The organism is Actinophytocola sp. (assembly GCF_035942955.1).
In the GTDB taxonomy this organism is placed as follows: Bacteria; Actinomycetota; Actinomycetes; order Mycobacteriales; family Pseudonocardiaceae; genus DASYTH01.
Genome location: NZ_DASZCQ010000051.1, coordinates 1 through 23308, shown reverse-complemented (window position 1 = coordinate 23308; position 23308 = coordinate 1). Strand labels below are relative to the sequence as shown.

The following is a 23308-nucleotide window of genomic DNA, read 5'->3' as shown; positions in this document are numbered from 1 at the left end:
GCCGGCGGCCGGCGCGGCGGCGGTGCCCGGGCCGCGGGCCGAGGCGGGGTCGACCAGGCCGCCGAACACGGCGGCGAAGGCGGCGTCGAACGCGGCGAGTTGGTCCGGATCGCTGACCAGGGTGGCCAGGGCGCAGTCGCGAAGTTGGCGCAACGTCGCCGGGTTCAGCACGGTGACGGCCCTGGCGAACCGCTCGCACCGGTCCGGCCCGACGGGCAACCCCGCCGTCCGCAACCGTTCCCCGAACGCGGCCGCGACCCAGGCCAGATCGGCGACGTTCCGCCATTCCGCGCGCTGCGACAATCGCGCCGGCAGGGCCTCGGTCATCGAGACTTCCCGCTACCTCTCGCCGCGGCCCTGCCACCGCGATAGCGCGCCTTCGGCGTGGGCGCGCTCGGTGGTCGCCTTGACGGCCGCGAGATCATTGGGCTCCGCCGGTCAGGCATCGGTCAGCGCCGCCAAGCCCTCGGCGTGCGCCCGCTCGATGTCCTCCGGGTACTTGAGCACGGCGCCGAGCGTGCTCTCGATCGCCAGTGCGTCCAGTGTGGACGCTCCGAGAACGTGCAGGGCGTTGGCCCAGTTGATGGCCTCGGCGACGCCGGGGGGTTTGGTCAGCGGCCGGTCGCGCAGGCGGTGCACGGCGACGGCGACCCGGTCGGCGAGCCAGCCGGCGGCGTCCGGCACCCGGCGGCGGATGATCGCGGCCACCCGTTCGGTCTCGGGGTAGGCGATCCAGTGGTAGAGGCAGCGGCGTTTGAGGGCGTCGTGCAGGTCGCGGGTGCGGTTGGAGGTGAGCACGACCACCGGGGGCACCACGGCGCGGCGGGTGCCTAGCTCGGGGATGGTCACGGCGGCGTCGGCGAGCAGCTCGAGCAGGAACGCCTCGAACTCGTCGTCGGCGCGGTCCACCTCGTCGATCAGCAGCACGGCGGGGCGCGGACCGGGATGGGAGATGGCGGCCAGCAGGGGCCGCGGCAGCAGGTAGTCGTCGCTGAACAGGTCGGCGTCGCGCAGCGTCTCCCCGCGCGCCTCGGCCAGCCGGATGGCCAGCAGCTGCCGCGGGTAGTTCCACTCGTACAGCGCCTCGGCCGAGGCCAGCCCCTCGTAGCACTGCAACCGGATCAACACGGTGTCCAAGGTGGAGGCGAGGGCGCGGGCCGCCTCGGTCTTGCCCACCCCCGGCTCCCCCTCCAGCAGGATCGGCTGTCCCATCCGGACGGCCAGCAGCAGCGCGGTGACCAGCGCGTCGCTGGCCAGATAACCGGTCGACGCCAGCCCGTCGCGCAGCGCGGAAACGGAAAGCTCAGCCATCCGACCGTCGCTCGGCGATCAGCTCCGCGTAGACGGACACGGCGATCTCCGGTGCGGTGCGCGCCCCGATGTCCAGCCCCGCGGGGGTGTGCACCCTGGCCCGCTCCTCGTCGGTCAGGTCGAGCGCGGCCAGCACGGCCGCGCCGCGCTTGCGGCTGGCGATCAGTCCCACGTACGGCACGCCGGCGCGCACGGCCGCGGTGAGTGTGGGTTCCTCGCCGCGGCCGTGCGTTGCCACCACAACCGCTCCGAGATCGGCCGGCAGCGCCCCTGTGGAGTCGGGGAGGAGGCGAACATCGTGGCCGAGTGCGCGGCCGATGTCGGCCAGCGCCCGGGCCACCGGCGCCGTGCCGTACACGTGGACCAGCATCGGCGGCAACATCGCCTCCAGGAATATGTCGAGCGAACCCTCGGACAGGCAATGGTTTCCGACCGTCACCATGCCCTCGGTGACGGTCTCCTCCCCGCCGTCCGGGGTGATCCGCAGCAGGGTCGACTCGCCGGTCGACAGCAACCGCAGTCCCTGCGTGCGAACGGTGTGCTCGGCGCAGTGGCCACCGACGAAGCCCTCGACGGTCCCGTCCGGCAGGACCAGCGCCCGGTCTCCCGGCCGGGCGCTGGTCGGCCGCTCCACCCGGACCACGGTTGCCAGCACGAACGGAGTGCGCCCGGAGCGCAGCGCGTCCGCTCGCGTCATCACCTCGGTGTCCATCATCCGATCGCCAAATCTGTCCGAAGTGGACGTCCTTGCATCGCCGACCAGACGGCGGCCGGCGTCAGCGGCATGTCCGCGTGCTTGACGCCGAACGGCCGCAGCGCGTCGACGACCGCGTTGACCACCGCCGCCGGGGATCCGACCGTGGCCGACTCCCCGACGCCCTTGGCGCCGATGGGATGGTGCGGCGACGGCGTGACGGTCTCGCCCAGCTCCCAGGACGGGCACTCCACCGCGGTGGGCAACAGATAGTCCATAAAGGACCCACCGAGGCAGTTGCCGTCCTCGTCGAACGCGATCACCTCCATCAGCGCCATCCCGACCCCGTCGGCAAGGCCGCCGTGCACCTGGCCTTCGACGATCGTCGGGTTGATCCGCACGCCGCAGTCGTCGACCGCGATGAACCGGCGCACCTTGACCTGCCCGGTGCCGGTGTCCACGTCCACCACGGCGATGTAGGCGCCGAACGGGAAGGTCAGGTTGGGCGGGTTGTACACGCAGCTGGCGTCCAGGTGCCCCTCGACGCCGTCCGGAAGCTCCAAATTGGAGTGTGCGGCCAGCGCGATCTCGGCCATCGTCTTGCCGGCCGTCGGGTCGCCCTTGACGAACCAGCGCCCCTTCTCCCACTCCAGGTCGTCCGGGCTCACCTCGAGCATGGCCGCGGCGACGATCTTGGCGCGGTCCCGGACCCGGCGGGCCACCACCGCGGTCGCGGCGCCGGACACCGGGGTGGAGCGGGATCCGTAGGTGCCAAGCCCGAACGGGGTCTGGTCGGTGTCGCCGTGCACCACCTCGACGTCCGCCGGGGAGATGCCCAGCTCCTCCGCGACGATCTGGGCGAACGTGGTCTCGTGGCCCTGGCCCTGGCTCTGCACGGAGATCCGCAGCACGGCCTTGCCGGTCGGATGCACCCGCAGCTCCGCCCCGTCCGCCATGCCGAGCCCGAGGATGTCCATGTGCCGGCGCGGCCCGGCGCCGACCGCCTCGGTGAAGAAGCTGATCCCGATGCCCATGTGCTCGCCGCGCGCCCGTTTCGCCGCCTGCTCGGCCCGCAGCTCCTCGTAGCCGGCGATGTCCATGGCCAGCCGCAACGCCTTCGGGTAGTCGCCGGAGTCGTACTCCCAGCCGGTGGCGCAGGTGTAGGGGAACTGCTCGGGCCGCAGCAGGTTGCGCATCCGCAGCTCGGCCGGGTCGAGGTCCAGCTCGTAGGCCAGCAGGTCCACCATCCGCTCGACCAGGTAGGCCGCCTCGGTCACGCGGAACGAGCAGGCGTAGGCCACCCCGCCGGGCGCCTTGTTGGTGTAGACGCCGGTCACCTCGCAGTACGCGGCGCGCAGGTCGTAGGAACCGGTGAACACGTGGAAGAAGCCGGCCGGGTAGTTGGTCGGCTGGGCGGTGCCGTTGAACGCCCCGTGGTCGGCGATCACCTTGACCCGCAGGGCGAGGATCTTTCCATCCTTTGTGGACGCTATCTCGCCGTGCATGTGGTAGTCGCGGGCGAACGAGGTGGTCATCAGGTTCTCCGACCGGTCCTCCATCCACTTCACCGGCTTGCCGGTGACGATGGAGCCGACCACCGCGCACACGTAGCCGGGGTAGATGCCGACCTTGTTGCCGAAGCCGCCGCCGATGTCCGGCGAGATGATCCGGATCTTGTGCTCCGGCAGGCCGGCCACCATCGCGTACAGGGTCCGGTGCGCGTGCGGCGCCTGGGTGGTCGACCACACGGTGAGCTTGCCGGTCACCGGGTCCATGTCGGCGACCGTGCCGCAGGTCTCCAGCGGCGCCGGGTGCACCCGCGGGTACAGGATGTCCTGCGACACGACGACGTCGGCGGCGGCGAAGGCCTCGTCGGTGCGCCCCGGATCGCCGGCCTCCCAGTCGAAGATGTGGTTGTCGGTGACGTTCTCCTTGTCGTCGCGGATCACCGGGGCGCCCGGGTCGAGCGCCTTGCGCGCGTCGATCACCGCGGGCAGCGGCTCGTACTCGACGTCGATCAGGGCCAGCGCATCCCGTGCCGCGTAACGGTCCTCGGCGACGACGAAGGCGACTTCCTGCCCCTGGAACCGAACCTTGTCGGTGGCCAGCACGGCCTGGGTGTCGTAGGACAGGGTCGGCATCCACGCCAGCCCGAGCCCCTCAAGGGTGGCGCCGGTGATCACGGCCTTGACCTTCGGGTGCGCCTCGGCCGCCGACGTGTCCACCGAGACGATCCGGGCATGCGCGTGCGGGCTGCGCAGGATCGCGCCGTGCAGCATGCCAGGCAGCTGCACGTCGTCGACGAACGTGCCGCGGCCGCGGACGAACCGCGCGTCCTCCTTGCGATGCATGCGCCCGAAACCCATAGGGGCTTCCTCGGTGGCGGTCATGCCCGCACCTCCTCCGGTTGCGCCGGCTGCTCGGCGGCCTGCGCCGCGGCCCGGTGCTCGGCCGCCCACCGGATCGACTTGACGATGTTCTCGTAGCCGGTGCACCGGCACAGCTGCCCGGTGATCGCCTCCCGAATGTCCTCTTCGGATGGATCGGGGTTGTGGTCGAGCAGCCAGCGGGCCGTCAGCATCATTCCCGGGGTACAGAACCCGCACTGCAACCCGTGGCAGGCAACGAACCCCTGCTGCACGGGATCCAGCTCGGCGCCGTTGGCCAGCCCCTCGACGGTGGTCACCTCGTGGCCGTCGGCCATCACCGCCAGCACCGTGCACGACTTCACCGGCGTGCCGTCCAGGTGCACCACGCACACCCCGCAGTTGGAGGTGTCGCAACCCCAGTGCGTGCCGGTGAGCCCGAGGGTGTCCCGCAGGAAGTGCACCAGCAGCAGCCGCGGCTCCACGTCGTGCGTGTATGCCTGGCCGTTGACCGTCACGGTGATCTGCATGTCAGGCCTCCTGCCCGCGCGCTCGCGCCGCGGCCCGGCGCAGGGCCCTCGCGGTGAGCTCACCGGTGAGGTGCCGCTTGAAGTCCACCGGACCGCGCTGGTCCGCGGTCGGGTTGCAGTGCTCGGCCGCGATCCGGCCGGCCTCGATGAACCGCTCGTCGGTGACCGGGCCGCCGCGCAGGTAGTCCTCGGCCGCCACGCCGACGAAGTTCTCCGCGCCGACGGCGGCAAGGCCGATCCCGGCCTCGACGACCGTGCTGCCGGCGACGTCCAGCACCGCGCCGACGGCCACCACGGCCCAGTCCCCGGCCCGGCGCTCGACCTTCTCGTAGGCGCTGGCATGCGAGCGGATCGGCACCCGGATCTCCACCAGCAGCTCGCCGTCGGCCAGCACCGTCTGATATGGACCGGAGAAGAACTCGCGGACGCCCACCGTGCGCCGCCCGTCCGGACCCTGGATCACCAGCTCGGCCCGCAGCGCCGCGAACGCCGCGGACAGGTCCTCCGACGGGTCGGCCTGGCACAGCGAGCCGCCGACCGTGCCCCGGTTGCGCACCACCGGATCGGCGATCACGCGCTCGGCGTCGCGCAGGATCGGGAAGTGCTCGCCGGCCACCGCCGAGTCCAGCAGCTGGGCGTGGCGAACCATCGCGCCGATGCTGAGGTGGTCGCCGTCCACGCTGATCGAGGCCAGCTCCGTCAGGTCGTTGATGTCGATCAATGCCTCGGGCTGGGCCAGCCGCAGCTTCATCATGGGCAGCAGGCTGTGCCCGCCGGCCACCACCCGGGACTCCGGGCCGTACTGGGCGAGCAGCGTGAGCGCGTGCTCAACGCTGGTCGCCCTCTCGTACTGGAACGGTGCTGGTACCTGCATTTCGGCAATCCTGCGCCGGGCCCGACCGGGCAACAATGCGTAGTTAAGGGATCGCTTATCTGCTACCTCCCCCGGCGGGGGGAGTAGTCCACAATGGGCCGGGTGACACTCACTCAGCTGGGCACGTTCGTGCTGGTGGCCAAGCTAGGCTCGGTCAAGGCCGCCGCCACCGCGCTCGGCGTGAGCGAACCCGCCGTCTCCCAGGCACTCTCGGCGCTGCGGCAGCATCTCGGTGATCCACTCATCGAACGCGCCGGCCCCGGCATGCGGCTGACCGCCGCGGGCAGCCGGCTACTCCCGGTCGCCTCGCAGATGGTCTCCCTCGGCGCCGACGCGGCCGCCGCGGTGCGCGCCGGTCAGGGCGCCCCCGAGCAGTTACGCCTGGTGGCCAGCAGCGCGGTCGTGGAGTTCGTGGCGTCGCCGCTGGTCGACACGTTCGTCGAGCAGTCCGGCCGGAAGATCGACACCTCCTCCGGAGTAGCCGCCAGCGACGAGATGCCCGTACTGGTCGGCAACCGATTCGCCGACGTGGCCATCGGCCCCAACCTCGCCGCCGACCGCACCAGCGAACTGTGCAGCGAAGCCATCTTCCGCACCTACCTCATCCTCGTCGCCTCCGGCTCCACCCGCCCACACGGCCCGCCCGACCAATGGCCCTGGCTCGTCGACCCCTCCGCCACCGACCCAGCCAGCGACTGCGGCCGCCTACTGCGCCGCCTGCACGTCCCCGAATCCCGCACCCGCGTCTTCCCCAACCAAACCGCCGCCTGGGCCGCCGCCGCCGACGGCGCCGGCGTCGCCCCCGCCCACGCCCACCTCGTCGCCGAACGCATCCGCCGCGGCGAGCTCCGCGTCGTCGACACCCCCGCCACCCCACTCGACGCCACCTGGTACGCCACCGCCCTTCCCCCCGAACGCCGCTCCACCGCCACCGACGCCTTCCTCCACTTCCTCCACACCGCCGCCGCCCTGCGCGTCATGCGCAAACCCGGCGCCGGCGTCCCACCCTCCAAGTTCCGGCCGCCGGTGTATGTGACCCTCTGGAGCTGAACCCCGCTCCCGCCGGGTGGCCTGGGTGCCGTCCCCGACTCCGTCCGGAACGCCGGGTCGGTCCGGTTGGCAGAGCTGGGCCCGGCGTTCCGCGGACACGGCTGTGGACAGGAAGCCCGTCCACGCAGGCCGGGTTTGCCCTGCCCACAGCCGTGTCCGAGACGGTTGCGCCGACCCGGATCTGAGCCGTGCCACGCTCTGCCACGTAGCCTTGACGGTGTGGCTACCGAGCACGCCGAGATCGGCCGCAGGCTGCGGCACATCCGCCATGCTCGCGGCAAGTCGCTGATGGTGATCGCCGGTCTGGCCGGCATCTCCCCGTCCTACCTGTCCATGATCGAACGCGGCGAGCGCGCGCTAGACCGCCGCTCGCTCATCGTGGCCCTGGCCAATGCACTAGAAGTCGCACCGACCGATGTCACCGGACCCGCCGCTGGCGGCGCACCTCGTGCGGACCAGGAGGACCGTGCCCTGAGCGAGGTGCGGCTGGCGCTGCTCGCGGCAAGCATGAACGAGCCGCGCGGCGAGGCGCAGCCCATCAAGCAGCTGCGGGCGCGCGTGATGGGCGTGCTGGCCGCACAGAACGACGCCGACCTGGGCACTGTTGGCACGCAGCTGCCGGCGTTGATCAGAGATCTGCACACCACGCTGGATACCCGCCGCGACGAGCCCGATGTGCTGCGGCTGTTGGCATTGGCGCATATGCAGGGCACCCAGGCGTGGCTGACCACGATTGGCGCGCCGATCGATCTCACCTGGCAGGCCGCCACCGTGGCGCGGCAGGTCGCCGAACGGCTCGACGAACCCGTGTCGCTCGCGGTCAGCGCCTACGGCACGGCGCTCGGACTGCTCGCCGCCGGCGCCTTCGACCTGGCGTCGCGGACCCTCGCCGCGGTCGAACTGCCGCTGATCACCGTCGAGGACCTGCAGCTCGCCGGATCGCTCGCGCTCGCCTCGTCGCTGATCTCGGCCGCCCGAAAGGACCAGACGGAGCGGTCCTCGGCTCTCGAGTACGCAGCGGAGCTGGCCCAGCGAACGGGAGAGACCAACATGCTCGGCTTCGGCTTCGGCCCGGCCAACGTCGCGGTGTGGCGCATGCAGGGCGCCTTGGAGGTCGGCGAGCACGCCGAGGCCGCCATGATCGCCGAGACGGTCGACCCCGGTGCCATGCTGGTGCGCGCCCGCCAAGCGGTCTACTGGCGCGAATACGGCCGAGCCCTTGCCCGCATGCCCAAGCGTCGCGCCGACGCCGTGCTGATGCTGCGCCGCGCCGAGCAGATCTCACCCGAACACGTTCACCGCCACCCGTTCACTCGCTCAACCCTCGCCGAACTCCTCGCCCGCGCGAACCGAGACACGATCGGGCGCGAGCTGCGCGGCCTGGCCTATCGCGCCGGCCTCCCCGTGTAACCCGTCTGGGCGACTTTCACACTGAGTGAAATCGGACCCTTGATCGCTTCTTAGCGTCAGCGCCATGACCAAGACCCGACCGGTCGGCGCCGACCTGTTGCGGCTGTTCGGCCACTGGCTGGCCGGCGTCCGCCTGGCCGCCGGCGAATGCCTCTTGTCCCCCACGCAAGCCTCGGCCCGCCTACTCGGACAGCCGTGCGGTCGTCCCGGCTGTCGATCGCTGATCTGCGGCCCCACCGACGCCGAGTTGACCCGCCACCTGACAGATCATTTGCTGCGGTGTCACCGATGAGGACCGGCGTTCCCTACATCACCACCTGGAGCAGCGAACAGCCTCTGCCCATCACCGTGATCCAGCGGCCCGGATCCGGAATTGGCTATGCGGACGAGATATTGAGTGATCGAGACGAGAACGGCGTGCTGTGGCAACGGATAGCCTCGCAACCGGGACGCGGAAGGCCGCAGTTCGGACAAGTCCACTCGCTGCGCCAGCGCCGCGTCATGCGCCAGCTACTGTGCGGGATCTGCGCCGGGCCACCCGACCACACCGACCAAGGCGTGCTGTGGCTCCTGCGCGACTACCGCGACGACTGGACAGACTGGCCCAGCGGCATGGGTGCCACCGAACCACCCGTGTGCCTGCCCTGCGCCCGCCACTCCATCCGCGCCTGCCCCGCCCTGCGCCGCGGCTACGTGGCGGTGCGCGTAGGTCATTCGGCCATCGCCGGGGTCTACGGCACCCGCTACCAGCCCGGTCACCCATCGCCCGCGGCGGTCGCCAACATCCTGGTCGCCCTCGACAATCCGACGATCCGCTGGACGCGCGCTGCGCAACTGGTCAGAGAGCTCCGCGACTGCACCATTGTGAATTGGTAGGCGCGGCCGGAACGCCAGGACCAGCCCTGCCAACCGGACCGACCCGGCGTTCCGAACGGAGTCGGGGACGGCACCCAGGCCCCCCGGCGACCGCGCACGGTTGTGCCCGCGGCTGCCGGGGCGTGCTCAGAACGATCGATCTAGTCGTCGTGGCGGTCTTCGACGCTGTCGAACCAGTTCAGGGCCCGGCGCCAGGCCTCGGTGGCGGCGTGGGGGTTGAAGCGGGCGCCGGTGTCGTTGAAGAAGGCGTGGTCGGCTTCGGTGAAGGTGAGGAGCTCGTGCTTCAGCCTGGCCGCCTCGAGTGCCGCCTTGGCCGCGGGGCGGGTCGCGTTGACGCGTGCGTCGAGTCCGCCATAGACGCCGAGCACGGCGGCGCGGGAGCCCTCGAAGCTGCCGCCCTCGGGGAAGGGGCCGTAGAAGGGAGCGCCCGCGGCCAGGCGCGGCTCGTTGGAGGTGAGCAGGCGCCACACCATGGCGCCGCCGAAGCAGAACCCGATCGCGACCAGCTTCTTGCCGCGCACGCGGCGCCTGAGCTCGGTCAGGCTGGCTTTCATGTCGGCGACGAAGCGTTCCGGTGGGATCTGGGCCAGCGCGGCCGCCACCTCGGCCTCGCCAGGGAACGCCCCGGTGCCACCTTCCTCGGACAGCAGGTCCAACGCCAGCGCGGAGTAGCCGCTGGCGGCGAGCCGGCCGGCGACCGTGCGGATGTGCTCGTTGAGTCCTCGGTTCTCGTGGATGACGAGCACGCCGCCGCGGGGCTTGGCGGCGGGCGCCCATGCGGCCAGCAGCGGCACCCGGGGCCCGGCGAAGGTGATCGACTCGCGGGGGACGGGCGCCCAGCTCGTTTCCGATGCGCCGCGCCCGCCGGACTGATCGGCCGTGCCTTCCGGCTCGGCCGCGGCCGCCTTGCCCGCGAACGCGGCCAGCAGCCCGGTGGCCGCCGCACCGGTCACGCCGAGCAGGCCGAGGCGGCGCACCGCTTCCCTTCGGCCGATGATTCCGTCGGCGAGGTCCTCGGCGACCTCTTCGGCAAGGTAGCGCTGAATCTCCGTCATCGTCCCTCCAAGAGACTGGCCGCGATCCGCAGAAGCAGCATAGACCCGCGCCGACTTCCCGCACCGGCCAAAGATCCACTAGTGCTCCACGCCGTCGCACTGTCTACTGTGGACAGCCGCAGCTGGCGCGGATCTGGAGTTGGGTGGGGAGCCGGAGATCCGTCGGGGGACGGTCGGGGGTGTGCAGGCGGCGTTCGAGGAGGGTGACGGCGGCGGCGCCGATGGGTTGCATGGGTTGGCGGACGGTGGTGAGGGCGGGTTGGATGTGGCGGCCGAGGTCGATGCCGTCGAAGCCGACCACGGCGACGTCCTCCGGCACCCGGATGCCGCGCTCGCGCAGGCCGGCGATCATACCGATGGCCATCTGGTCGTTGGCGCAGACGATGGCGTCGGGCAGGTCGGTGAGCGCGCGGGCGGCGACGAGGCCGGCGTGCTGGGTGAAGTCGCCGGACCACGGTTTCCGGGCACGATCACCGGCAACCGCAAGGAAGGCGTCGAGGCGTTCGGCGGCGTCGGGGGAATCCGCGGGGCCGCCGAGGTAGAGCAGGTCGCGGTGGCCGTGCGCGTCGACCAGGTGGCGGACAAGGGCGGTGATGCCGCCGGCGTTGTCGACCCGGACCTGGTCGATCCGGCCCTGGTCGTCCTCGCAGCGGCCGGCGACGACCACCACCGGCAGCCGCTTCAACCGCTGGATGGCCGACGTGGGGGCGGCCTGGCCGAGCAGCACGATGCCGTCGGAGCGGCTGGCAAGGGATACCGCGAGATCAAGGGCGGCGTCCGGGTCCTGGACGGCGCCGATCAGGATGGCATAGCCGCGTTCGCGGGCGGCGCGCTCCATTCCCCGTACCACGCCGTCGATGTAGAGCATCGCGTCGTCGCCGGCGTCGGACTCGGGGTCGCCGAGATCAAGGAAGCACAGGGCGAGCACCCTGGTGCGGCGCGAGGTCAGCCCGCGCGCCGCGCCGTTGGGCAGGTAGCCCAGCTCCTCGATGGCCCGCTGCACCCGCTGCAGCGTGGCCGGTTGCAGTTTGGCGCTGTTGCTCAACGCGCGCGACACGGTGGCGGTCGACACCCCGGCGCGCCGCGCCACGTCGTGCACGGTCGGAGTCTTCTCGGTCATGTGAGCTCTAGGTAGGAAACGCCCGGCATGGGCAGGGAAAAGCTTACGACCCCACCGGTCAGCACGGTCGGTGGCTCGAGCTCGGAGACAACGTTGCGGGCGCGCAGGATCTCCCACTGCTCGGCGGTGGGCCAGTCCCCGCCGCCGAGCGACTCCCATACCCGCTGGATGTTGGAGTGCGTGCGGTCCACCCGGTAGTGCCGCACCCGGTGCTCCCCGGCGGGCAGCCCCTCGATCCGCAGCTCCACCACCCGGTCGAGCGCGGCGTCGCCGCCCGCGGCGTCCTGGTACAGCCCCAGGTTCCAGACGAGCACGCCGATCGTGCCGTCCCCGCGCCGGGCGGCCCAGGCGTCGATCAGGCTGCCGGCGCCGTCGCCGGCCAGCTCGACGGCGAGCTCCTCGTCGCCGAGCCGCTCGGCGAGCGCCATCGCCCAGTATCGCGGCTTGCGCAGGTTTCCGACGGTGAGCAGCCCGAAACCGCCGTGGAACAGCCGCGGCGGCCGGCCGAGCTCCTCGAAGTGGTCGGACAGCACCCAGTGCGCAAGCCCGTCGATGCGCCCGGCCGCGGAATGCATGCCGCGCAGCAGGAACGCCGCGGCGAACGCGTCATCGCCGATCGGGTTGAAGTGGGTCGGGGTGGTGCCCCACTCGGTCCACAGCAGCTCGAGGCCCGGCCGGCCGTGCCGCTGGCACAGCGGGCGCAGGTCGAGCGGCGGGCTGCCGTAGGTGTGCGTGGACAGGAAGTCGATCGGCGCGCCGGACTCGTCGAGGTGCCGCAGCAGGTCGCCGAGCCAGCCGGCGGCGGCCGACGCCGGACCCCCGACCCGCAACCCGGCGTCGACCTCCTTCACCGCGCGGGCGGTGATGTCGTAGAGGCGCAGGTACTCCTCCCGGGTGCCCGCCCAGAACACCTCGAGGTTGGCCTCGTTCCACACCTCGAACGCCCAGTGGTCGCGCACCTCGGCCAGCCCGTAGCGGTCGACCAGGTGCCGGACGAGCTTGCGCACCAGCTCGGCCCAGCGGTCCCAGCGCCGGGGCGGCGAGACGATCGCCCCGTACTCGAAGACGGTCTTCGACGGGTCCCTTGCCAGATCGCGCGGCATGAACGACAGCTCGACGATCGGCCGCAGCCCGCACTCCAGCACCCGGTCGTAGACCCGGTCGACGCCGGAGAAGTCGAACACCGGCCGCCCGCGGACCTCCCGGTACACGCCGAGGTCGTCGCAGAGGATGGCGTGCGCCCGCACCGCCTGGATCCCCAGCTCGGTGTGCGCCAAGCGAAGCGCCTCCACCAGCTCCGCGCCGATCGGCCGCCGGCCGGTGGTGTCGGTGCTCAGCACGTGGCTCAGGTGCTCCGAGCCGATCACCTTGCGCCACGGCCGGTGCCGCGTGCCGGTCACCCGGTCGGCCCGCACCCCGATCCGCACCACGGGTTCTACATCGTCCACTGTGGACGCGGCGGCGGCCGGCGCGCTGCGCGTCCCGGGCGCGTCGACGTCGGCGATCGCGGCCACCGCGTAGTGGTAGGTCCGGCCGGGCTCCCCGGTGGTGTCGGCGTAGGGCGGATGCGGCACGGCAAGCACGTCGCCACCGCGGTGATCGATGACCTCGAACGGGCCGTCCGCCGAGTCGGCGCGAAAGACCAGGTATCCCACGGCGCCCGGCACCGGCCGCCAGTCCACCGTGACCTGACCACGCCCCGGCCGCGCCCGAACCTCCTTGGGAGCGGCCAGAACCGACCGCGCGTCACCGGTCCGGCGACGGCCGATCCGCGCTTCCCAGTCGGCCCGCGCCGCGCTATCCACTTCGGACATCCGACCAGTCCTCCATCGCCAGCAGCGGGCGCAGCGCCGACACCGGACCCCTGGTGAACGCGCGGCGCAGCACGTCGCCGCGCAGCGCGTTGGCGGCGGCCGCCAGCACCATGCCCTGATCAAGCGCGAGGTAGGCGCGGGACACCGCACCGGTGCTGACGTTGATCGCGTCGTAGAAGCCGCCCGGCCCGTACGCGTCGAAGTCGCGGCGCAGCTTGGCCAGGTTTGCCAGCGCGGCGTCCGGCGCGTAGCGCAGCGCGAGGAACGACGCGTGCGGGGTCACCACGCCCTCGCCGTACGAGGCCGGCGGCGGCACCGGCGGCCGGTCCGGGCAGCCCGCGAAGCCGAAGTCGACCGAGGTGCGCTGCACGTCGGAGGTGTAGCCCGGCGCGTCCATGCCGATCGCGTCCACGCCCCACTCGCGGTACCCGCCGGCCGGGTTGTTCGACGGGGAGAATCCCCAGTAGCCGTACCGGGCGTCGGCCAGGCCGTGCTCGATCTGCGCCCGCACGTACAGCGGGTGGTTGCGCCCCCAGCTGCGCGGGCCCCAGGTCTCCTCCGGCACCACCAGCGGCACCATCAGCGCCTCGAACATGCTGCCGCCCCAGGTCGGCACCAGGCGCACGCCCCGGTAGCCGTAGGTTCCCTCGAACACCGGGACGCCGAGGTGGGTCGCCCCGTGGCCGACCGGCTTCTGCTCCTGCCAGGACCAGTCGCAGGTGTCCGGGAAGGTCCGCCAGCCGGCGAAGTAGTGCGCCGCCGGGATCTGGCCGAGCGCGATCCCGAGGTAGCTGGCGATGCGCGGCTCGGTGTTGAACGCGCCGTAGTGGTGGCAGGTGTACCAGACGTCCGGGCCCCGGTTCCGGTAGTTGTCCAGCACCGAGCAGCCCGGCGGCGCCTCGTCCCAGAAGCCGCCGCGGATCAGCCCGGCCGGGAAGTCCGGGCCGCGCGCCGCGGGGTCGTAGTAGAATCCGAAGTCCATTGTGGACAACAAAGCCCAGGCCCGGCCGGCGAGCGCGGGTTGGTCGTTGGCCGCGACCAGCAGCCCGCTGGCCAGCCAGCCGTTGTCCACACTGGACAGGAAGGGGAACACGGTGCTGCCGTCCACCGGCCAGACCCGCAGCTTCTCCCCGGTGGCCGGGTCATACCAGTTGTAGAACTGGCCGGAGTCGGCGTGCCGGGGCAGCCGGGCCAGCGTGGCGAGGACCCGCTCGACGCGGTCGGCGGCCTCCCGCGCCCTGATCAGCCCGAGGTGGCGGGCGCTCACCGTGGCCCACAGGTACATCCCCACGTTGGTGGGCGAGGTGTACCGCGCCCGGGAGGCCGGATCCAGTGCGCCGTCGATGTTGTCGCTCGGCAGCCCGGTCTCCGGGTTGACCATCGCGGCCATCGACCGCCAGGTGTCGGCCGCGTACCGGTCGAGCGGGCCGCGGTCGGCGGTCGCCGCGACCGGGGTGGCAAGGGCCAGCACCGTGGCCGCGATCGTGAGCAGGCGTAACGACATCGTTGGCTCCTACCTGAATCCGGTCGTGGCGATGCCCTGCACGAAGTACCGCTGCAGGACGACGAAGATGACGAGCACGGGCACGACGACCACGACGGCGCCGGCCAGCAGCAGGCCGAACCGGGTGGAGTTCTGGCCGACCGAGTACAGCGCCAGCGCCACCGGCATCGTGTACATGTCCTCGGTCTGCGCCATCACAAGTGGAATGAGGAAGTTGTTCCAGGCGCCGAGGAACGTGACGATGGTCAGCGTGGCCAGCGCGGGTTTGGCCAGCGGAAGGATGATGCGCAGGAAGATCTGCAGCTCGCCGGCGCCGTCGATCCGCGCGGAGTCGATCAGCTCGTCCGGCAGCTCGGAGATGTACTGGCGCATCAGGAAGACACCGAGCGGGCCGGCCAGCGCGAGCAACGGCAGGATCAGCCCGGGGTAGGTGTTGACCAACCCGAACTGGCTCACCAGCACGAACTGCGGCACGAAGGTGACCATCGCCGGGACCATCAGCGTGCCGACCACCAGCAGGAACAGCACCCGCCGGCCCGGAAAGTCGATCTTCGCGAGGACGTAGCCGAGCATCGAGCACAGCGCCAGGTTCCCCAGCGTCACGGCCGCCGCGACGAGCACCGAGTTGGTGAAGTAGGTCGGGAAGTCCAGCCCGACGAAGATGGCCCGGAAGTTGTCAAGGGTGACGGTCTCCGGCAGCCACGTCGACGGCACCCGGCGCAGCTCGCTCTCCGGCTTGAAGGCCGACAGCACCATCCAGACGAACGGCCCGGCGAAGCCGATCAGCCCGATCGACAGGACGACGTAGAGAACGCGGCGGCCGGTGATCATCGCGACCTCAACAGCCGGAACCACACCACGGTCAGCGCGACGATCACCACGAACAGCATGTAGCTCATCGCGCTCGCGTAGCCGTAGTTGCCGAACCCGAACTGGGCGTACACGTCCATCGACACCGAGAGGGTGGAGTTCAGCGGGCCGCCGCGGGTCATCACGAACGGCTCCTCGATGAACTGCAGCTGGCCGATGCTGGTGACCACGACGGCGAAGAGCATCGTGGGGCGCAGCATCGGCAGCGTGACGAACCGGAACCGCGCCCACCGGCCCGCCCCGTCGATCTCCGCGGCCTCGTACACGTCGCGCGGGATCGCCTGCAGCCCGGCAATGAAGACCACCATCATGAAACCCATGCCGCGCCAGGCGGTCAGCACGATGATCGACAGCATGGCCAGCGCCGGGTCGTCCAGCCAGTGCGGGCCGGCGATCCCGATCGTCCGAAGTAGACTGTTGAGCAGCCCGGTGTCCGGCTGCAGCAGGAACCGCCACACCACCGCCACCGCGACGATACTGGTGACCACGGGAAGGTAGTAGCCGACCCGGAAGAACGTGCGCAGCCGGGTGATGCCGCGGTTGAGCGCGAGCGCGACGGCGAGCGCGGAGACGATCGTCAGCGGCACGCTGCCGAGCACGAACACCGCCGTGTTGGTCAGCGCCTGGCGGAACACCTCGTCGCCGAACAGCCGGACGTAGTTGTCGAACCCGATGAGGTTGACGTTGAGCGGGTTCCGCAGATCCGTGCCGCGCAGGTCGGTGAAGCTCATCGCCAGCGAGGCGACCACCGGGCCGGCCATGAACGCCGCGAAGACCGCGAGGAACGGCAGCGCGAACCCCCACGCGGCGAGCGCCCGGCGGGTCCGGAGGCTCATCGGCCTCCGGACCGCCCGGCGGCGCACCGGAATAGCCTCAGCGACCACGGGTCTCCTTCCCGGCGTGTTGGCCGCTCACGTCGCCGTGTTGGCCGCGCACGACGCCAACACGGCGACGTCAGGCGCAAACACGGCTGTCTACAGGCCGGTGCCGATCGAGGTGGCCTGCGCCTGCATGGCCTTGGCCGAGTCGGCCGGCGAGCTGACGCCCTTGACCACCTTCTCGATCTCCGTGTCGATCACCGTCGCGACCTGCTCCCAGGTGGCGATGGCCGGCGGCGACTTGGCCTCGTCGAGCTGCTCGCCGAACGTCTTGAGCAGCGGGTCGGCGGACAGCTTCGGGTCCTGCCAAGCGCTCTTGACCGACGGCAGGTCGCCGACCTCGGTGTACCACTTCACCTGGACCTCGGGCCGGGTCAGGTACTGCACGAACTTCCAGGCGGCGTCCCGGTTCTTGGCGTCCTTGAATACGGCGAGGTCACCGCCGCCGACGAACGAGGTGCCGGCCTTGTCGCGCGGCATCCTGGCCACCGCCCACTTGCCGTCCATCGCCGCGCCGCCCTGCTCCTTGATCAGCCCGATGTGCCACGGCCCGGAGAAGAACGCGCCGAACGACCCGTCGATGAAGCCCTGCTCGAGCTCGCCCGGCCGCAGCAGGGCGTCCGGTGAGAGCTGCCCGGCGAAGAAGGTCTTGTAGTACTCCAACGCCTTGACCATCTCCGGACTGTCCAAAGTGAACTTCGTGCCGCCCTCGTCGGTGATCGAGGCGCCGGCCTGCCAGGCGAACGGCATGAACGTCTGCCAGGTCCCCTTGCCGCCGGCCTGCAGGTTGAGCCCCCACTTCGCGCCCGACTTCTCCTTCATGGCCGTGGCGAACGCGGTCAGCTCCGACCAGTTGGTCGGCGGGGCGGCGCCGGCCCGCTGCGCCAGGTCGGTGCGGTAGTAGAGCAGCCTGGTCTCGACGTACCAGGGCACGCCGTAGGACGTGCCGTTGACCACCGTGGTCTGCGCCGCTCCGCTGAAGAACTGCCCGCCGTCGATCACGGACGGGGTCGGGTCCAGCGCGCCCGACCGGGCGAACTCGGCCATGTTGGTGGTGCCGATCAGGCTGACGTCCGGCGTCTGCCGCCCGGCGATCGCCGTCGCGATCTTGTCGCGCGCGGCGTCCCACGGGATCGCGGTGACGGTGACCTTCGCTTCCGGGTTGGCCGCCTCGAAGTCCCTAGCCAGCACCGACAGCTTCTCCCCCTCGGTGCCCATGGCCCAGACGGTGATCTCCCCCTTGGCCGTGCCCTGGTCCACCGGCCGGGCCGTCTCGCCGCCCCCACCGGCACTGTCCCGGCCACACCCCACCACCGCCAGCGCGGTCACCACGGCCAGCGCCGTGACCGCACCCCTGCGTCGTTGCATCGGGTCACCTCCCGGGGAATGTAACCGTTTACATTCACCCTGGTGGATGGCTCCCCGAGTGTCAACCGCCGTGCCAGCATGGATCCGTGGACGACTACGTGGACGCGTACTGCGAGCGGCTCGCGCCCGGCTTCTGGGGCGAGCCGCTCAACGCGGTCAGCAACCTGGCCTTCCTGGTCGCCGCGGTGGCCGTCTGGCTGCTGGCCCGCTCGGCGGCCATGGCCACCGGCCGGCCCGCCGCGAGCCTGCACGCCCTGGCCGGGCTGATCGGGTTGATCTTCCTGGGCAGCTCCGCGTTCCACACCACCGCCACGCGCTGGGGCGCGGCGCTGGACAGCGGCTTCATCGCGATCTTCCTGCTGTACTACATCGTCCTGTTCATCAGGCTGTTCTGGACCGCCCCGTGGCGCCGGGCCTGGCTGGCCGCGCCGGCGTTCCTGGCGTTCACCGCCGCCGTCGCGCTCACGCTTGGCCAGCTGTTCCGCGGCCCCGGCATGTACCTGTCCGCCCTGCTCGGCCTGTTCGTCCTGGCCGCGATCCTCTACCGCTCCAGGCACGCCGACCGCGTCCCGCACTGGCGGCCCTTCGCCCTCGCCGGCGCGGTCTTCGCGGTCTCGCTGACGTTTCGCACGATCGACCACACGGTGTGCTCGGGGATGCCCACCGGAACCCACTTCCTGTGGCACATCCTCAACGCCTGCACCCTGTTCCTCGTGTCGTACGCCGCGATCGGGCGGTGGCGGGAGACCGTCGGTGAGTCGTCGGTGGGCGCCACACCGACGATCACCTCGGGTCGCGACTAGCAGCAGTCGCAGTCACACCCGTCCGGCGGCGCGTACGTCACGGTCCTCACCTCCCCTCCCGGTCGACCGGTGGACACCAGATGTCCGGGTCCACGTCGAAGCACCGGCCGTCGGGCAGCTCACCGAGAATCCGCACCAGGTCCCCGCGCAACCCGGCCAGCCGGGTCAGCTCCCGGTCCAGCTCCTCGATGTGCCGGCGCAGCAGCTGCTCGGCCGGCTCGCACGGGCAGACCCCGGTGTCGCGCACCGCGAGCAGCTCGGCGATCTCCCGCAACGTCAACCCGAGCCGCTGGCACCCCTGGATGAACCGCAACCGGTCCACCACGTCGGCCGGATACATCCGGTACCCCGCCGCCGTCCGCGGCGGCGCGGGCAGCAACCCCGCCCGCTCGTAGTACCGGATCGTGTCCGGCCGCACCCCCACGGCCTCGGCCACCTGCGCGACCCGCAACCCGGCCCGCTCACTCGTGACAGTCACACCACGACGCTAAACCCCGGACCCCACTCCAAGGTCAAGCGTCTCCGGCCACTCGTTCCCAGTCGCGCCGCAGCAATTCGTACTCGACCTCGCCGTGCTCGGTGCCGGGGATGGGATCGTCGAAGTCCACGTGGAAGGTCCGGACGTGGCGCAGGCCGGACCGCTCCATCACCCGGCGGGACCGGGTGTTGACGGCCATCGTCTCGGCCCACACCCGCTCCACTCCGAGATCGGTGAACGCCTTGGCGATCAGTGCTCTCGAGCCCTCGGTGGCGTACCCCCTGCCCCAGGCCGCGGCGCGCAGCCGGTAGCCCAGCTCGACGTCGGTGCGGTCGCCGTCGCGCGGCCGCAGCTCGAACCAGCCGAGGAACGCCCCGGAGGACCTCTCCACCGCGGCCCAGGTGCCGAGGCCGCCGTTAATGTCGTACTCGCGCAGTAGCCTCGGCAGCAGCTCCCGCTCGACCACCTCGCGCGGGGTGGGCCGGCCGTTGGTGAGAAAGCGCATGACCGCCGGGTCGCCGTCCAGCTCAACCAGGTTGTCCACATCGGACTCGGTGAGCCGGCGCAACACCAGCCGCTCGGTCTCCAGGAAGACGTCTATGCCGGGACAGTGTGCCAGGAGGGCAACGTGGGCAACGAGAAGATCGTCCGGGTCAACGGGGTGGACCTGTGCATGGAGACCTTCGGCGACCCGGCCGATCCCGCGATCCTGCTCCTCAACGGCAACGCCGCCTCGATGGACTACTGGCGCGCGGAGTTCTGCCAGCGGCTGGCCGCCGACGCCAGGTTCGTGATCAGGTACGACAGCCGCGACACCGGGCGTTCGGTCAGCTACCCGCCGGGCGCACCGCCGTACACCAGCCGCGATCTGGTCGACGACGCCATCGGCCTGCTCGACACGCTCGGCCTGGCCCGCGCGCATCTGGTGGGTGTCTCCTCCGGCGGCGGGCTGGGTCAGGTCCTGGCCGCCGAGCACCCGGATCGGGTCGCCTCGCTCACGCTGATCTCCACCACCTTCGCCGGGTCGCACGCCACGGCCGACCTGCCGCCGATGTCGGACCGGATGAAGGCGGTGTTCGCGGCCGAGCCGGCGCCACCGGACTGGTCGGACCGGGCGGCCGTGATCGAGCACCTGCTCACAAACCTGCGCCCGTACGCCGGATCGGTCCGCGACGACGAGGCCGAGTTGCGGGAGCTCATGGCCCGCATCGTCGACCGCACGGTCGACATCGAGTCGAGCCAGACCAACCACTGGGTGCTCGACGACAGCGCGGTCGAGCCGGTGAACCCGCGCCCGAGCGAGATCACCGCGCCGACGCTGGTGATCCACGGGACGGAGGATCCCCTGTTTCCCCATCCCCACGGCGAGGCGCTGGCGCGCGAGATTCCCGGTGCCCAACTCCTCACGCTGGATGGAGTCGGGCACGACTACCCGCCGAGGCCGACCTGGGACGTGGTGATCACGGCGCTCGTGGCGCACACGTCGTGATCATGCGGCGGCCAGCACCGCCCGGCCGGACTCGGTCAACCGCGCGGGTTCCGGCTCCCGACCGGGTGCGGCGATCAGGCCCGCCTCGGTCAGCCGGACGCCGACGAACTGGTCGCAGCAGCTCAGGCCGTCGACGGTGAGCGCGGCGCAGGCACCGCCGGAGATCTGGCAACGGCCCGCGGCGACGGCCCGGAGGATGGCGCGGTCCCGGTGGCTCAGCGGGATGATCGTGGCGCTCATGGTGCTCCCCTTCACTTCGTAGGACTGCTCTCACTAAGACGTCGAAGCTGAGACGCACTCATCGACGTCGTGCTACAAGAACTTCGTTCCTTATCGGTCAAGAGGTTTGCCGGGGATTTCTGTCGGCGGTCGATGCGAACATATGTTCGTGAGAGTCCGGCGGACCGAGGCCACGATCTTGCACGCCGACCTCGACTCGTTCTACGCGTCGGTCGAGCAGCGCGACGATCCCGGGCTGCGCGGCAAGCCGGTGATCGTCGGCGGCGGCGTGGTGCTGGCGGCCAGCTACGAGGCCAGGGCGTTCGGCGTGCGCACCGCGATGGGCGGCCGGCAGGCGCGCCGGCTGTGCCCGCACGCGATCGTGGTGCGGCCGCGGATGTCGGCCTACTCCGAGGCGAGCAAGGCGGTGTTCGAGGTCTTCCGCAACACCACCCCGATCGTCGAGGGGCTGTCGATCGACGAGGCCTTCCTGGACGTGGCCGGCCTGCGGCGGGTGTCCGGCACGCCAACCGAGATCGCCGTGCGGCTGCGGCGCGACGTGCGCGAGCAGGTCGGCCTGCCGATCACGGTCGGGGTGGCGCGCACCAAGTTCCTGGCCAAGGTGGCCAGCCGGGTGGCCAAGCCGGACGGGCTGCTCGTCGTGCCGCCCGACCGGGAGCTGGCGTTCCTGCACCCGCTTCCGGTCGACCGGCTGTGGGGGGTCGGCGAGGTGACCGCCGAGAAGCTCACCAAGCGCGGCATCCTGACCGTCGGCGACGTCGCCAGGCTCGCCGAGTCCTCGCTGGTCGCCATGCTCGGCCGGGCCGGCGGCCGGCACCTGCACGCGCTGGCGCACAACCTCGACCCCCGGCCGGTGCAGGTGGGCCGCCGCCGCGGCTCGATGGGCGCGCAGCGGGCCATGGGCCGCGCCGGCCAGCCCAAGTCGGCCGAGGAGATCGACGCCATCCTGGTGACCCTCGTCGACCGCGTCACCCGGCGGATGCGCACCGCCGGCCGGACCGGCCGCACGGTCGTGCTGCGGCTGCGCTTCGACGACTTCTCCCGGGCCACCCGCTCGCACACGCTGCCCTGGTCCACCTCGGCCTCCGAGCACGTCCTCGCCGCGGTGCGCGCGCTGGTGGCCACGGCCAAGCCGCTGATCGACCGGCAGGGCCTGACCCTGCTCGGGATCTCGGTGGCCAACCTGGACAACAGCGGCGCCATCCAGCTGACGCTGCCGTTCGACGCGCGCAGCCGGACCGAGCTGGACGCGGTGGTCGACCGGGTGGCCGACCGGTTCGGCAAGTCCGCGATCACCCGCGCCGTGCTGCTCGGCCGCGACCCCGGCCTTGAGATGCCGCTACTGCCGGACTGACCGCGAAAGGTTAACGTCGATATATGAACGCGATCCTGGACGAGGCCTACCACCGGCTGCACAGCACCGGTCCGGAGTGGGGCGGGAACCTGTCCAACCACGGCCCGATGGCCGCCGAGGTCCTGGTACGGCGGGGCCGCGAGGAGCAGGTGCCGGCGTGGGTCGACGCGTACATCGGCCGGCTGGACAAGCTGCCGGGGCCGACCGAACCGATCACCGACGCGAACTGGCGCGAGGCGCTGAGCGACTTCGGCCGGGTCGGCGACTGGGTCGGCTACTTCGGCGCCCAGGTGCGCGAGCGGCCCTGGCGCGAGGTGCTGGCCACCTGGTGGCCGCGGCTGCTGCCCGGGATCGTCGCCGGCGCGACGCACGGCGTGATCCGGGTCAGCCACGCGGTGCGCACGCTGCTGGCCGGCGACGAGAGCCTGGCCTCGGTCACCGAGCTGGCCCACGGGCTCGGCTGGTGGGCGGCCCGGTCGACGGCCGTGCCCGGGTTCGCCGAGCTGGCCGGTTCGCTGGAGCCCGCCGACGCCCTCGAGTCGGTGCCGCGCATCCCCGACCAGTCCGGCGTGCTCGCCGAGCGGTTCGGCCAACTCGGTGCGCTGCCGAGCTTCTCCCGCTCCCTGGCGGCGCTGCGCCCGCCCGCCGACCCGGACGACGCCCGCGACCGGCTGGCCGATCTGGTCGACGCCGCCACGCTGAAGTACCTGACGCACGGCCACGGCAGCCCGGTGCTGCTGGTGCACACGGCCACGGCGCCCAACGCGGTGCTGCACACGCTGCCGGCGCTGCCCCGCGAGCTGTGGCCGCCCAGCCTGACCGCGGCCTGGGCGGCAAGCGCGGCGATCATCTCCACCTACGCCCCGGTGGCGGGCGCCCCCCGCGAGGCGCTGCCCGAGGCGCCCAACGCCGACGACCCGGTCGCCGAGGTGCTCGACCGGGCCGCCGCCAACGGCGACGAGCACGTCATCAAGTTCACCGACACGGCCGCGGAAGTCTTCAACCGCACCGGAAACCCCGACGCGCTCGCCGCCTCCCTACGGGTCGGCCAGCTGATCGGCGGCTAGGTCGAATTTCGAAGGTGTCGCTGGAAGTGTCGCTGGGGTCGACCGATCTTTGGCGAGGGCGGCCGCCACACGACGACAAGGGCAGGGGCGAGGAACGAGCCCCTGCCCTTGTCGTCAGCCGACCACCCACGACACCCACCCCCCCCCCCCCCCCCCC

22 protein-coding genes and 1 pseudogene are annotated in these 23308 nt (G+C 71.6%); 7 read left to right on the top strand and 16 right to left on the bottom strand.

Translation table 11 applies throughout. The features are described from left to right. From VGX25_RS05220 to VGX25_RS05195, 6 genes and pseudogenes are all read right to left on the bottom strand, one after another. Positions 1–327, bottom strand: a pseudogene (locus VGX25_RS05220) (hypothetical protein); the annotation flags it as partial. A gap of 111 nt (positions 328–438) precedes the next feature. After that, positions 439–1311 (bottom strand): MoxR family ATPase, encoded by an 873-nt coding sequence (locus VGX25_RS05215; RefSeq protein WP_326916441.1) that lies wholly within the window; start codon positions 1309–1311, stop codon positions 439–441. Continuing rightward, positions 1304–2008 carry an XdhC family protein gene (locus VGX25_RS05210; RefSeq protein WP_326916443.1) on the bottom strand — a complete coding sequence of 235 codons (705 nt, stop codon included), beginning with the start codon at positions 2006–2008 and terminating at the stop codon, positions 1304–1306. Before VGX25_RS05210 ends, VGX25_RS05215 begins: the two co-directional genes overlap by 8 nt. Before the next feature lie 14 nt (positions 2009–2022). Next, positions 2023–4395, bottom strand: a complete 2373-nt coding sequence (locus tag VGX25_RS05205; RefSeq protein ID WP_326916440.1) for an aerobic carbon-monoxide dehydrogenase large subunit — start codon at positions 4393–4395, stop codon at positions 2023–2025. Then, positions 4392–4901: a (2Fe-2S)-binding protein gene (locus tag VGX25_RS05200; protein ID WP_326916439.1), complete on the bottom strand. Its 510-nt coding sequence runs from the start codon at positions 4899–4901 to the stop codon at positions 4392–4394. The genes VGX25_RS05205 and VGX25_RS05200 overlap by 4 nt, the downstream gene beginning before the upstream one ends. 1 nt (position 4902) lies before the next feature. Further along, positions 4903–5775 (bottom strand): xanthine dehydrogenase family protein subunit M, encoded by an 873-nt coding sequence (locus VGX25_RS05195; RefSeq protein WP_326916438.1) that lies wholly within the window; start codon positions 5773–5775, stop codon positions 4903–4905. 102 nt (positions 5776–5877) lie between these two features. Here VGX25_RS05195 and VGX25_RS05190 point away from each other — a divergent pair, with 102 nt between their 5' ends. The 3 genes from VGX25_RS05190 (at position 5878) to VGX25_RS05180 (ending at position 9111) form a co-directional block, all read left to right on the top strand. After that, positions 5878–6825, top strand: coding sequence for a LysR family transcriptional regulator (locus tag VGX25_RS05190; RefSeq protein WP_326916437.1), 948 nt, complete (start codon positions 5878–5880; stop codon positions 6823–6825). 219 nt (positions 6826–7044) lie between these two features. Further along, positions 7045–8235: a helix-turn-helix transcriptional regulator gene (locus VGX25_RS05185; RefSeq protein ID WP_326916436.1), complete on the top strand. Its 1191-nt coding sequence runs from the start codon at positions 7045–7047 to the stop codon at positions 8233–8235. A 288-nt stretch (positions 8236–8523) separates the two neighbouring features. Further along, the gene (locus tag VGX25_RS05180; protein ID WP_326916435.1) at positions 8524–9111 is read left to right on the top strand and encodes a hypothetical protein; all 588 of its coding nucleotides are present in this window, start codon (positions 8524–8526) and stop codon (positions 9109–9111) included. A gap of 140 nt (positions 9112–9251) precedes the next feature. Here the strand turns inward: VGX25_RS05180 and VGX25_RS05175 are convergent, their stop codons facing one another. The 7 genes from VGX25_RS05175 to VGX25_RS05145 all read right to left on the bottom strand — a co-directional run bounded on the left by VGX25_RS05175 (position 9252) and on the right by VGX25_RS05145 (position 17720). Further along, positions 9252–10166 (bottom strand): dienelactone hydrolase family protein, encoded by a 915-nt coding sequence (locus VGX25_RS05175; RefSeq protein WP_326916434.1) that lies wholly within the window; start codon positions 10164–10166, stop codon positions 9252–9254. Positions 10167–10269: 103 nt separating this feature from the next. Beyond that, positions 10270–11286, bottom strand: coding sequence for a LacI family DNA-binding transcriptional regulator (locus tag VGX25_RS05170; protein ID WP_326916433.1), 1017 nt, complete (start codon positions 11284–11286; stop codon positions 10270–10272). Beyond that, positions 11283–13100, bottom strand: coding sequence for a GH39 family glycosyl hydrolase (locus tag VGX25_RS05165; protein ID WP_326916432.1), 1818 nt, complete (start codon positions 13098–13100; stop codon positions 11283–11285). Before VGX25_RS05165 ends, VGX25_RS05170 begins: the two co-directional genes overlap by 4 nt. After that, complete coding sequence (locus VGX25_RS05160; RefSeq protein ID WP_326916431.1) at positions 13084–14604, bottom strand: glucoamylase family protein; 1521 nt, start codon at positions 14602–14604, stop codon at positions 13084–13086. The genes VGX25_RS05165 and VGX25_RS05160 overlap by 17 nt, the downstream gene beginning before the upstream one ends. Positions 14605–14613: 9 nt before the next feature. Beyond that, a complete protein-coding gene (locus VGX25_RS05155) occupies positions 14614–15435 on the bottom strand; it encodes a carbohydrate ABC transporter permease (RefSeq protein ID WP_326916430.1) in 822 nt (273 codons plus the stop codon). Further along, positions 15432–16310, bottom strand: a complete 879-nt coding sequence (locus VGX25_RS05150; RefSeq protein WP_326916429.1) for a sugar ABC transporter permease — start codon at positions 16308–16310, stop codon at positions 15432–15434. The genes VGX25_RS05155 and VGX25_RS05150 overlap by 4 nt, the downstream gene beginning before the upstream one ends. A 138-nt stretch (positions 16311–16448) precedes the next feature. Continuing rightward, positions 16449–17720 carry a sugar ABC transporter substrate-binding protein gene (locus VGX25_RS05145; RefSeq protein ID WP_326916428.1) on the bottom strand — a complete coding sequence of 424 codons (1272 nt, stop codon included), beginning with the start codon at positions 17718–17720 and terminating at the stop codon, positions 16449–16451. 86 nt (positions 17721–17806) lie between these two features. Between VGX25_RS05145 and VGX25_RS05140 the strand changes: the two genes are divergently transcribed. Then, positions 17807–18523 (top strand): ceramidase domain-containing protein, encoded by a 717-nt coding sequence (locus VGX25_RS05140; RefSeq protein ID WP_326916427.1) that lies wholly within the window; start codon positions 17807–17809, stop codon positions 18521–18523. A 46-nt stretch (positions 18524–18569) separates the two neighbouring features. Here the strand turns inward: VGX25_RS05140 and VGX25_RS05135 are convergent, their stop codons facing one another. After that, a complete protein-coding gene (locus tag VGX25_RS05135) occupies positions 18570–19001 on the bottom strand; it encodes a heavy metal-responsive transcriptional regulator (RefSeq protein WP_326916426.1) in 432 nt (143 codons plus the stop codon). 34 nt (positions 19002–19035) lie between these two features. Continuing rightward, positions 19036–19602, bottom strand: a complete 567-nt coding sequence (locus VGX25_RS05130) for a GNAT family N-acetyltransferase (protein ID WP_326916442.1) — start codon at positions 19600–19602, stop codon at positions 19036–19038. A 27-nt stretch (positions 19603–19629) separates the two neighbouring features. Between VGX25_RS05130 and VGX25_RS05125 the strand changes: the two genes are divergently transcribed. Next, positions 19630–20490, top strand: a complete 861-nt coding sequence (locus VGX25_RS05125; protein WP_326916425.1) for an alpha/beta hydrolase — start codon at positions 19630–19632, stop codon at positions 20488–20490. Here the strand turns inward: VGX25_RS05125 and VGX25_RS05120 are convergent, their stop codons facing one another. After that, positions 20491–20730 (bottom strand): hypothetical protein, encoded by a 240-nt coding sequence (locus VGX25_RS05120; protein ID WP_326916424.1) that lies wholly within the window; start codon positions 20728–20730, stop codon positions 20491–20493. A 142-nt stretch (positions 20731–20872) separates the two neighbouring features. Here VGX25_RS05120 and dinB point away from each other — a divergent pair, with 142 nt between their 5' ends. Both dinB and VGX25_RS05110 read left to right on the top strand, forming a co-directional pair. Next, positions 20873–22084, top strand: coding sequence for a DNA polymerase IV (gene dinB / locus VGX25_RS05115; protein WP_414635718.1), 1212 nt, complete (start codon positions 20873–20875; stop codon positions 22082–22084). A 23-nt stretch (positions 22085–22107) separates the two neighbouring features. After that, a complete protein-coding gene (locus VGX25_RS05110; protein WP_326916422.1) occupies positions 22108–23151 on the top strand; it encodes a questin oxidase family protein in 1044 nt (347 codons plus the stop codon). Positions 23152–23308 lie beyond the last annotated feature (157 nt).

Excerpts from the sequence above, each read along its gene's own strand:
- VGX25_RS05215 (WP_326916441.1), bottom strand. The coding sequence starts at position 1,311 with ATGGCTGAGCTTTCCGTTTCCGCGCTGCGCGACGGGCTGGCGTCGACC.
- VGX25_RS05210 (WP_326916443.1), bottom strand. The coding sequence starts at position 2,008 with ATGACGCGAGCGGACGCGCTGCGCTCCGGGCGCACTCCGTTCGTGCTG.
- VGX25_RS05205 (WP_326916440.1), bottom strand. The coding sequence starts at position 4,395 with ATGACCGCCACCGAGGAAGCCCCTATGGGTTTCGGGCGCATGCATCGC.
- VGX25_RS05200 (WP_326916439.1), bottom strand. The coding sequence starts at position 4,901 with ATGCAGATCACCGTGACGGTCAACGGCCAGGCATACACGCACGACGTG.
- VGX25_RS05195 (WP_326916438.1), bottom strand. The coding sequence starts at position 5,775 with ATGCAGGTACCAGCACCGTTCCAGTACGAGAGGGCGACCAGCGTTGAG.
- VGX25_RS05180 (WP_326916435.1), top strand. The coding sequence starts at position 8,524 with ATGAGGACCGGCGTTCCCTACATCACCACCTGGAGCAGCGAACAGCCT.
- VGX25_RS05175 (WP_326916434.1), bottom strand. The coding sequence starts at position 10,166 with ATGACGGAGATTCAGCGCTACCTTGCCGAAGAGGTCGCCGAGGACCTC.
- VGX25_RS05170 (WP_326916433.1), bottom strand. The coding sequence starts at position 11,286 with ATGACCGAGAAGACTCCGACCGTGCACGACGTGGCGCGGCGCGCCGGG.
- VGX25_RS05165 (WP_326916432.1), bottom strand. The coding sequence starts at position 13,100 with ATGTCCGAAGTGGATAGCGCGGCGCGGGCCGACTGGGAAGCGCGGATC.
- VGX25_RS05160 (WP_326916431.1), bottom strand. The coding sequence starts at position 14,604 with ATGTCGTTACGCCTGCTCACGATCGCGGCCACGGTGCTGGCCCTTGCC.
- VGX25_RS05155 (WP_326916430.1), bottom strand. The coding sequence starts at position 15,435 with ATGATCACCGGCCGCCGCGTTCTCTACGTCGTCCTGTCGATCGGGCTG.
- VGX25_RS05150 (WP_326916429.1), bottom strand. The coding sequence starts at position 16,310 with ATGAGCCTCCGGACCCGCCGGGCGCTCGCCGCGTGGGGGTTCGCGCTG.
- VGX25_RS05145 (WP_326916428.1), bottom strand. The coding sequence starts at position 17,720 with ATGCAACGACGCAGGGGTGCGGTCACGGCGCTGGCCGTGGTGACCGCG.
- VGX25_RS05120 (WP_326916424.1), bottom strand. The coding sequence starts at position 20,730 with ATGAGCGCCACGATCATCCCGCTGAGCCACCGGGACCGCGCCATCCTC.
- dinB (WP_414635718.1), top strand. The coding sequence starts at position 20,873 with ATGTTCGTGAGAGTCCGGCGGACCGAGGCCACGATCTTGCACGCCGAC.
- VGX25_RS05110 (WP_326916422.1), top strand. The coding sequence starts at position 22,108 with ATGAACGCGATCCTGGACGAGGCCTACCACCGGCTGCACAGCACCGGT.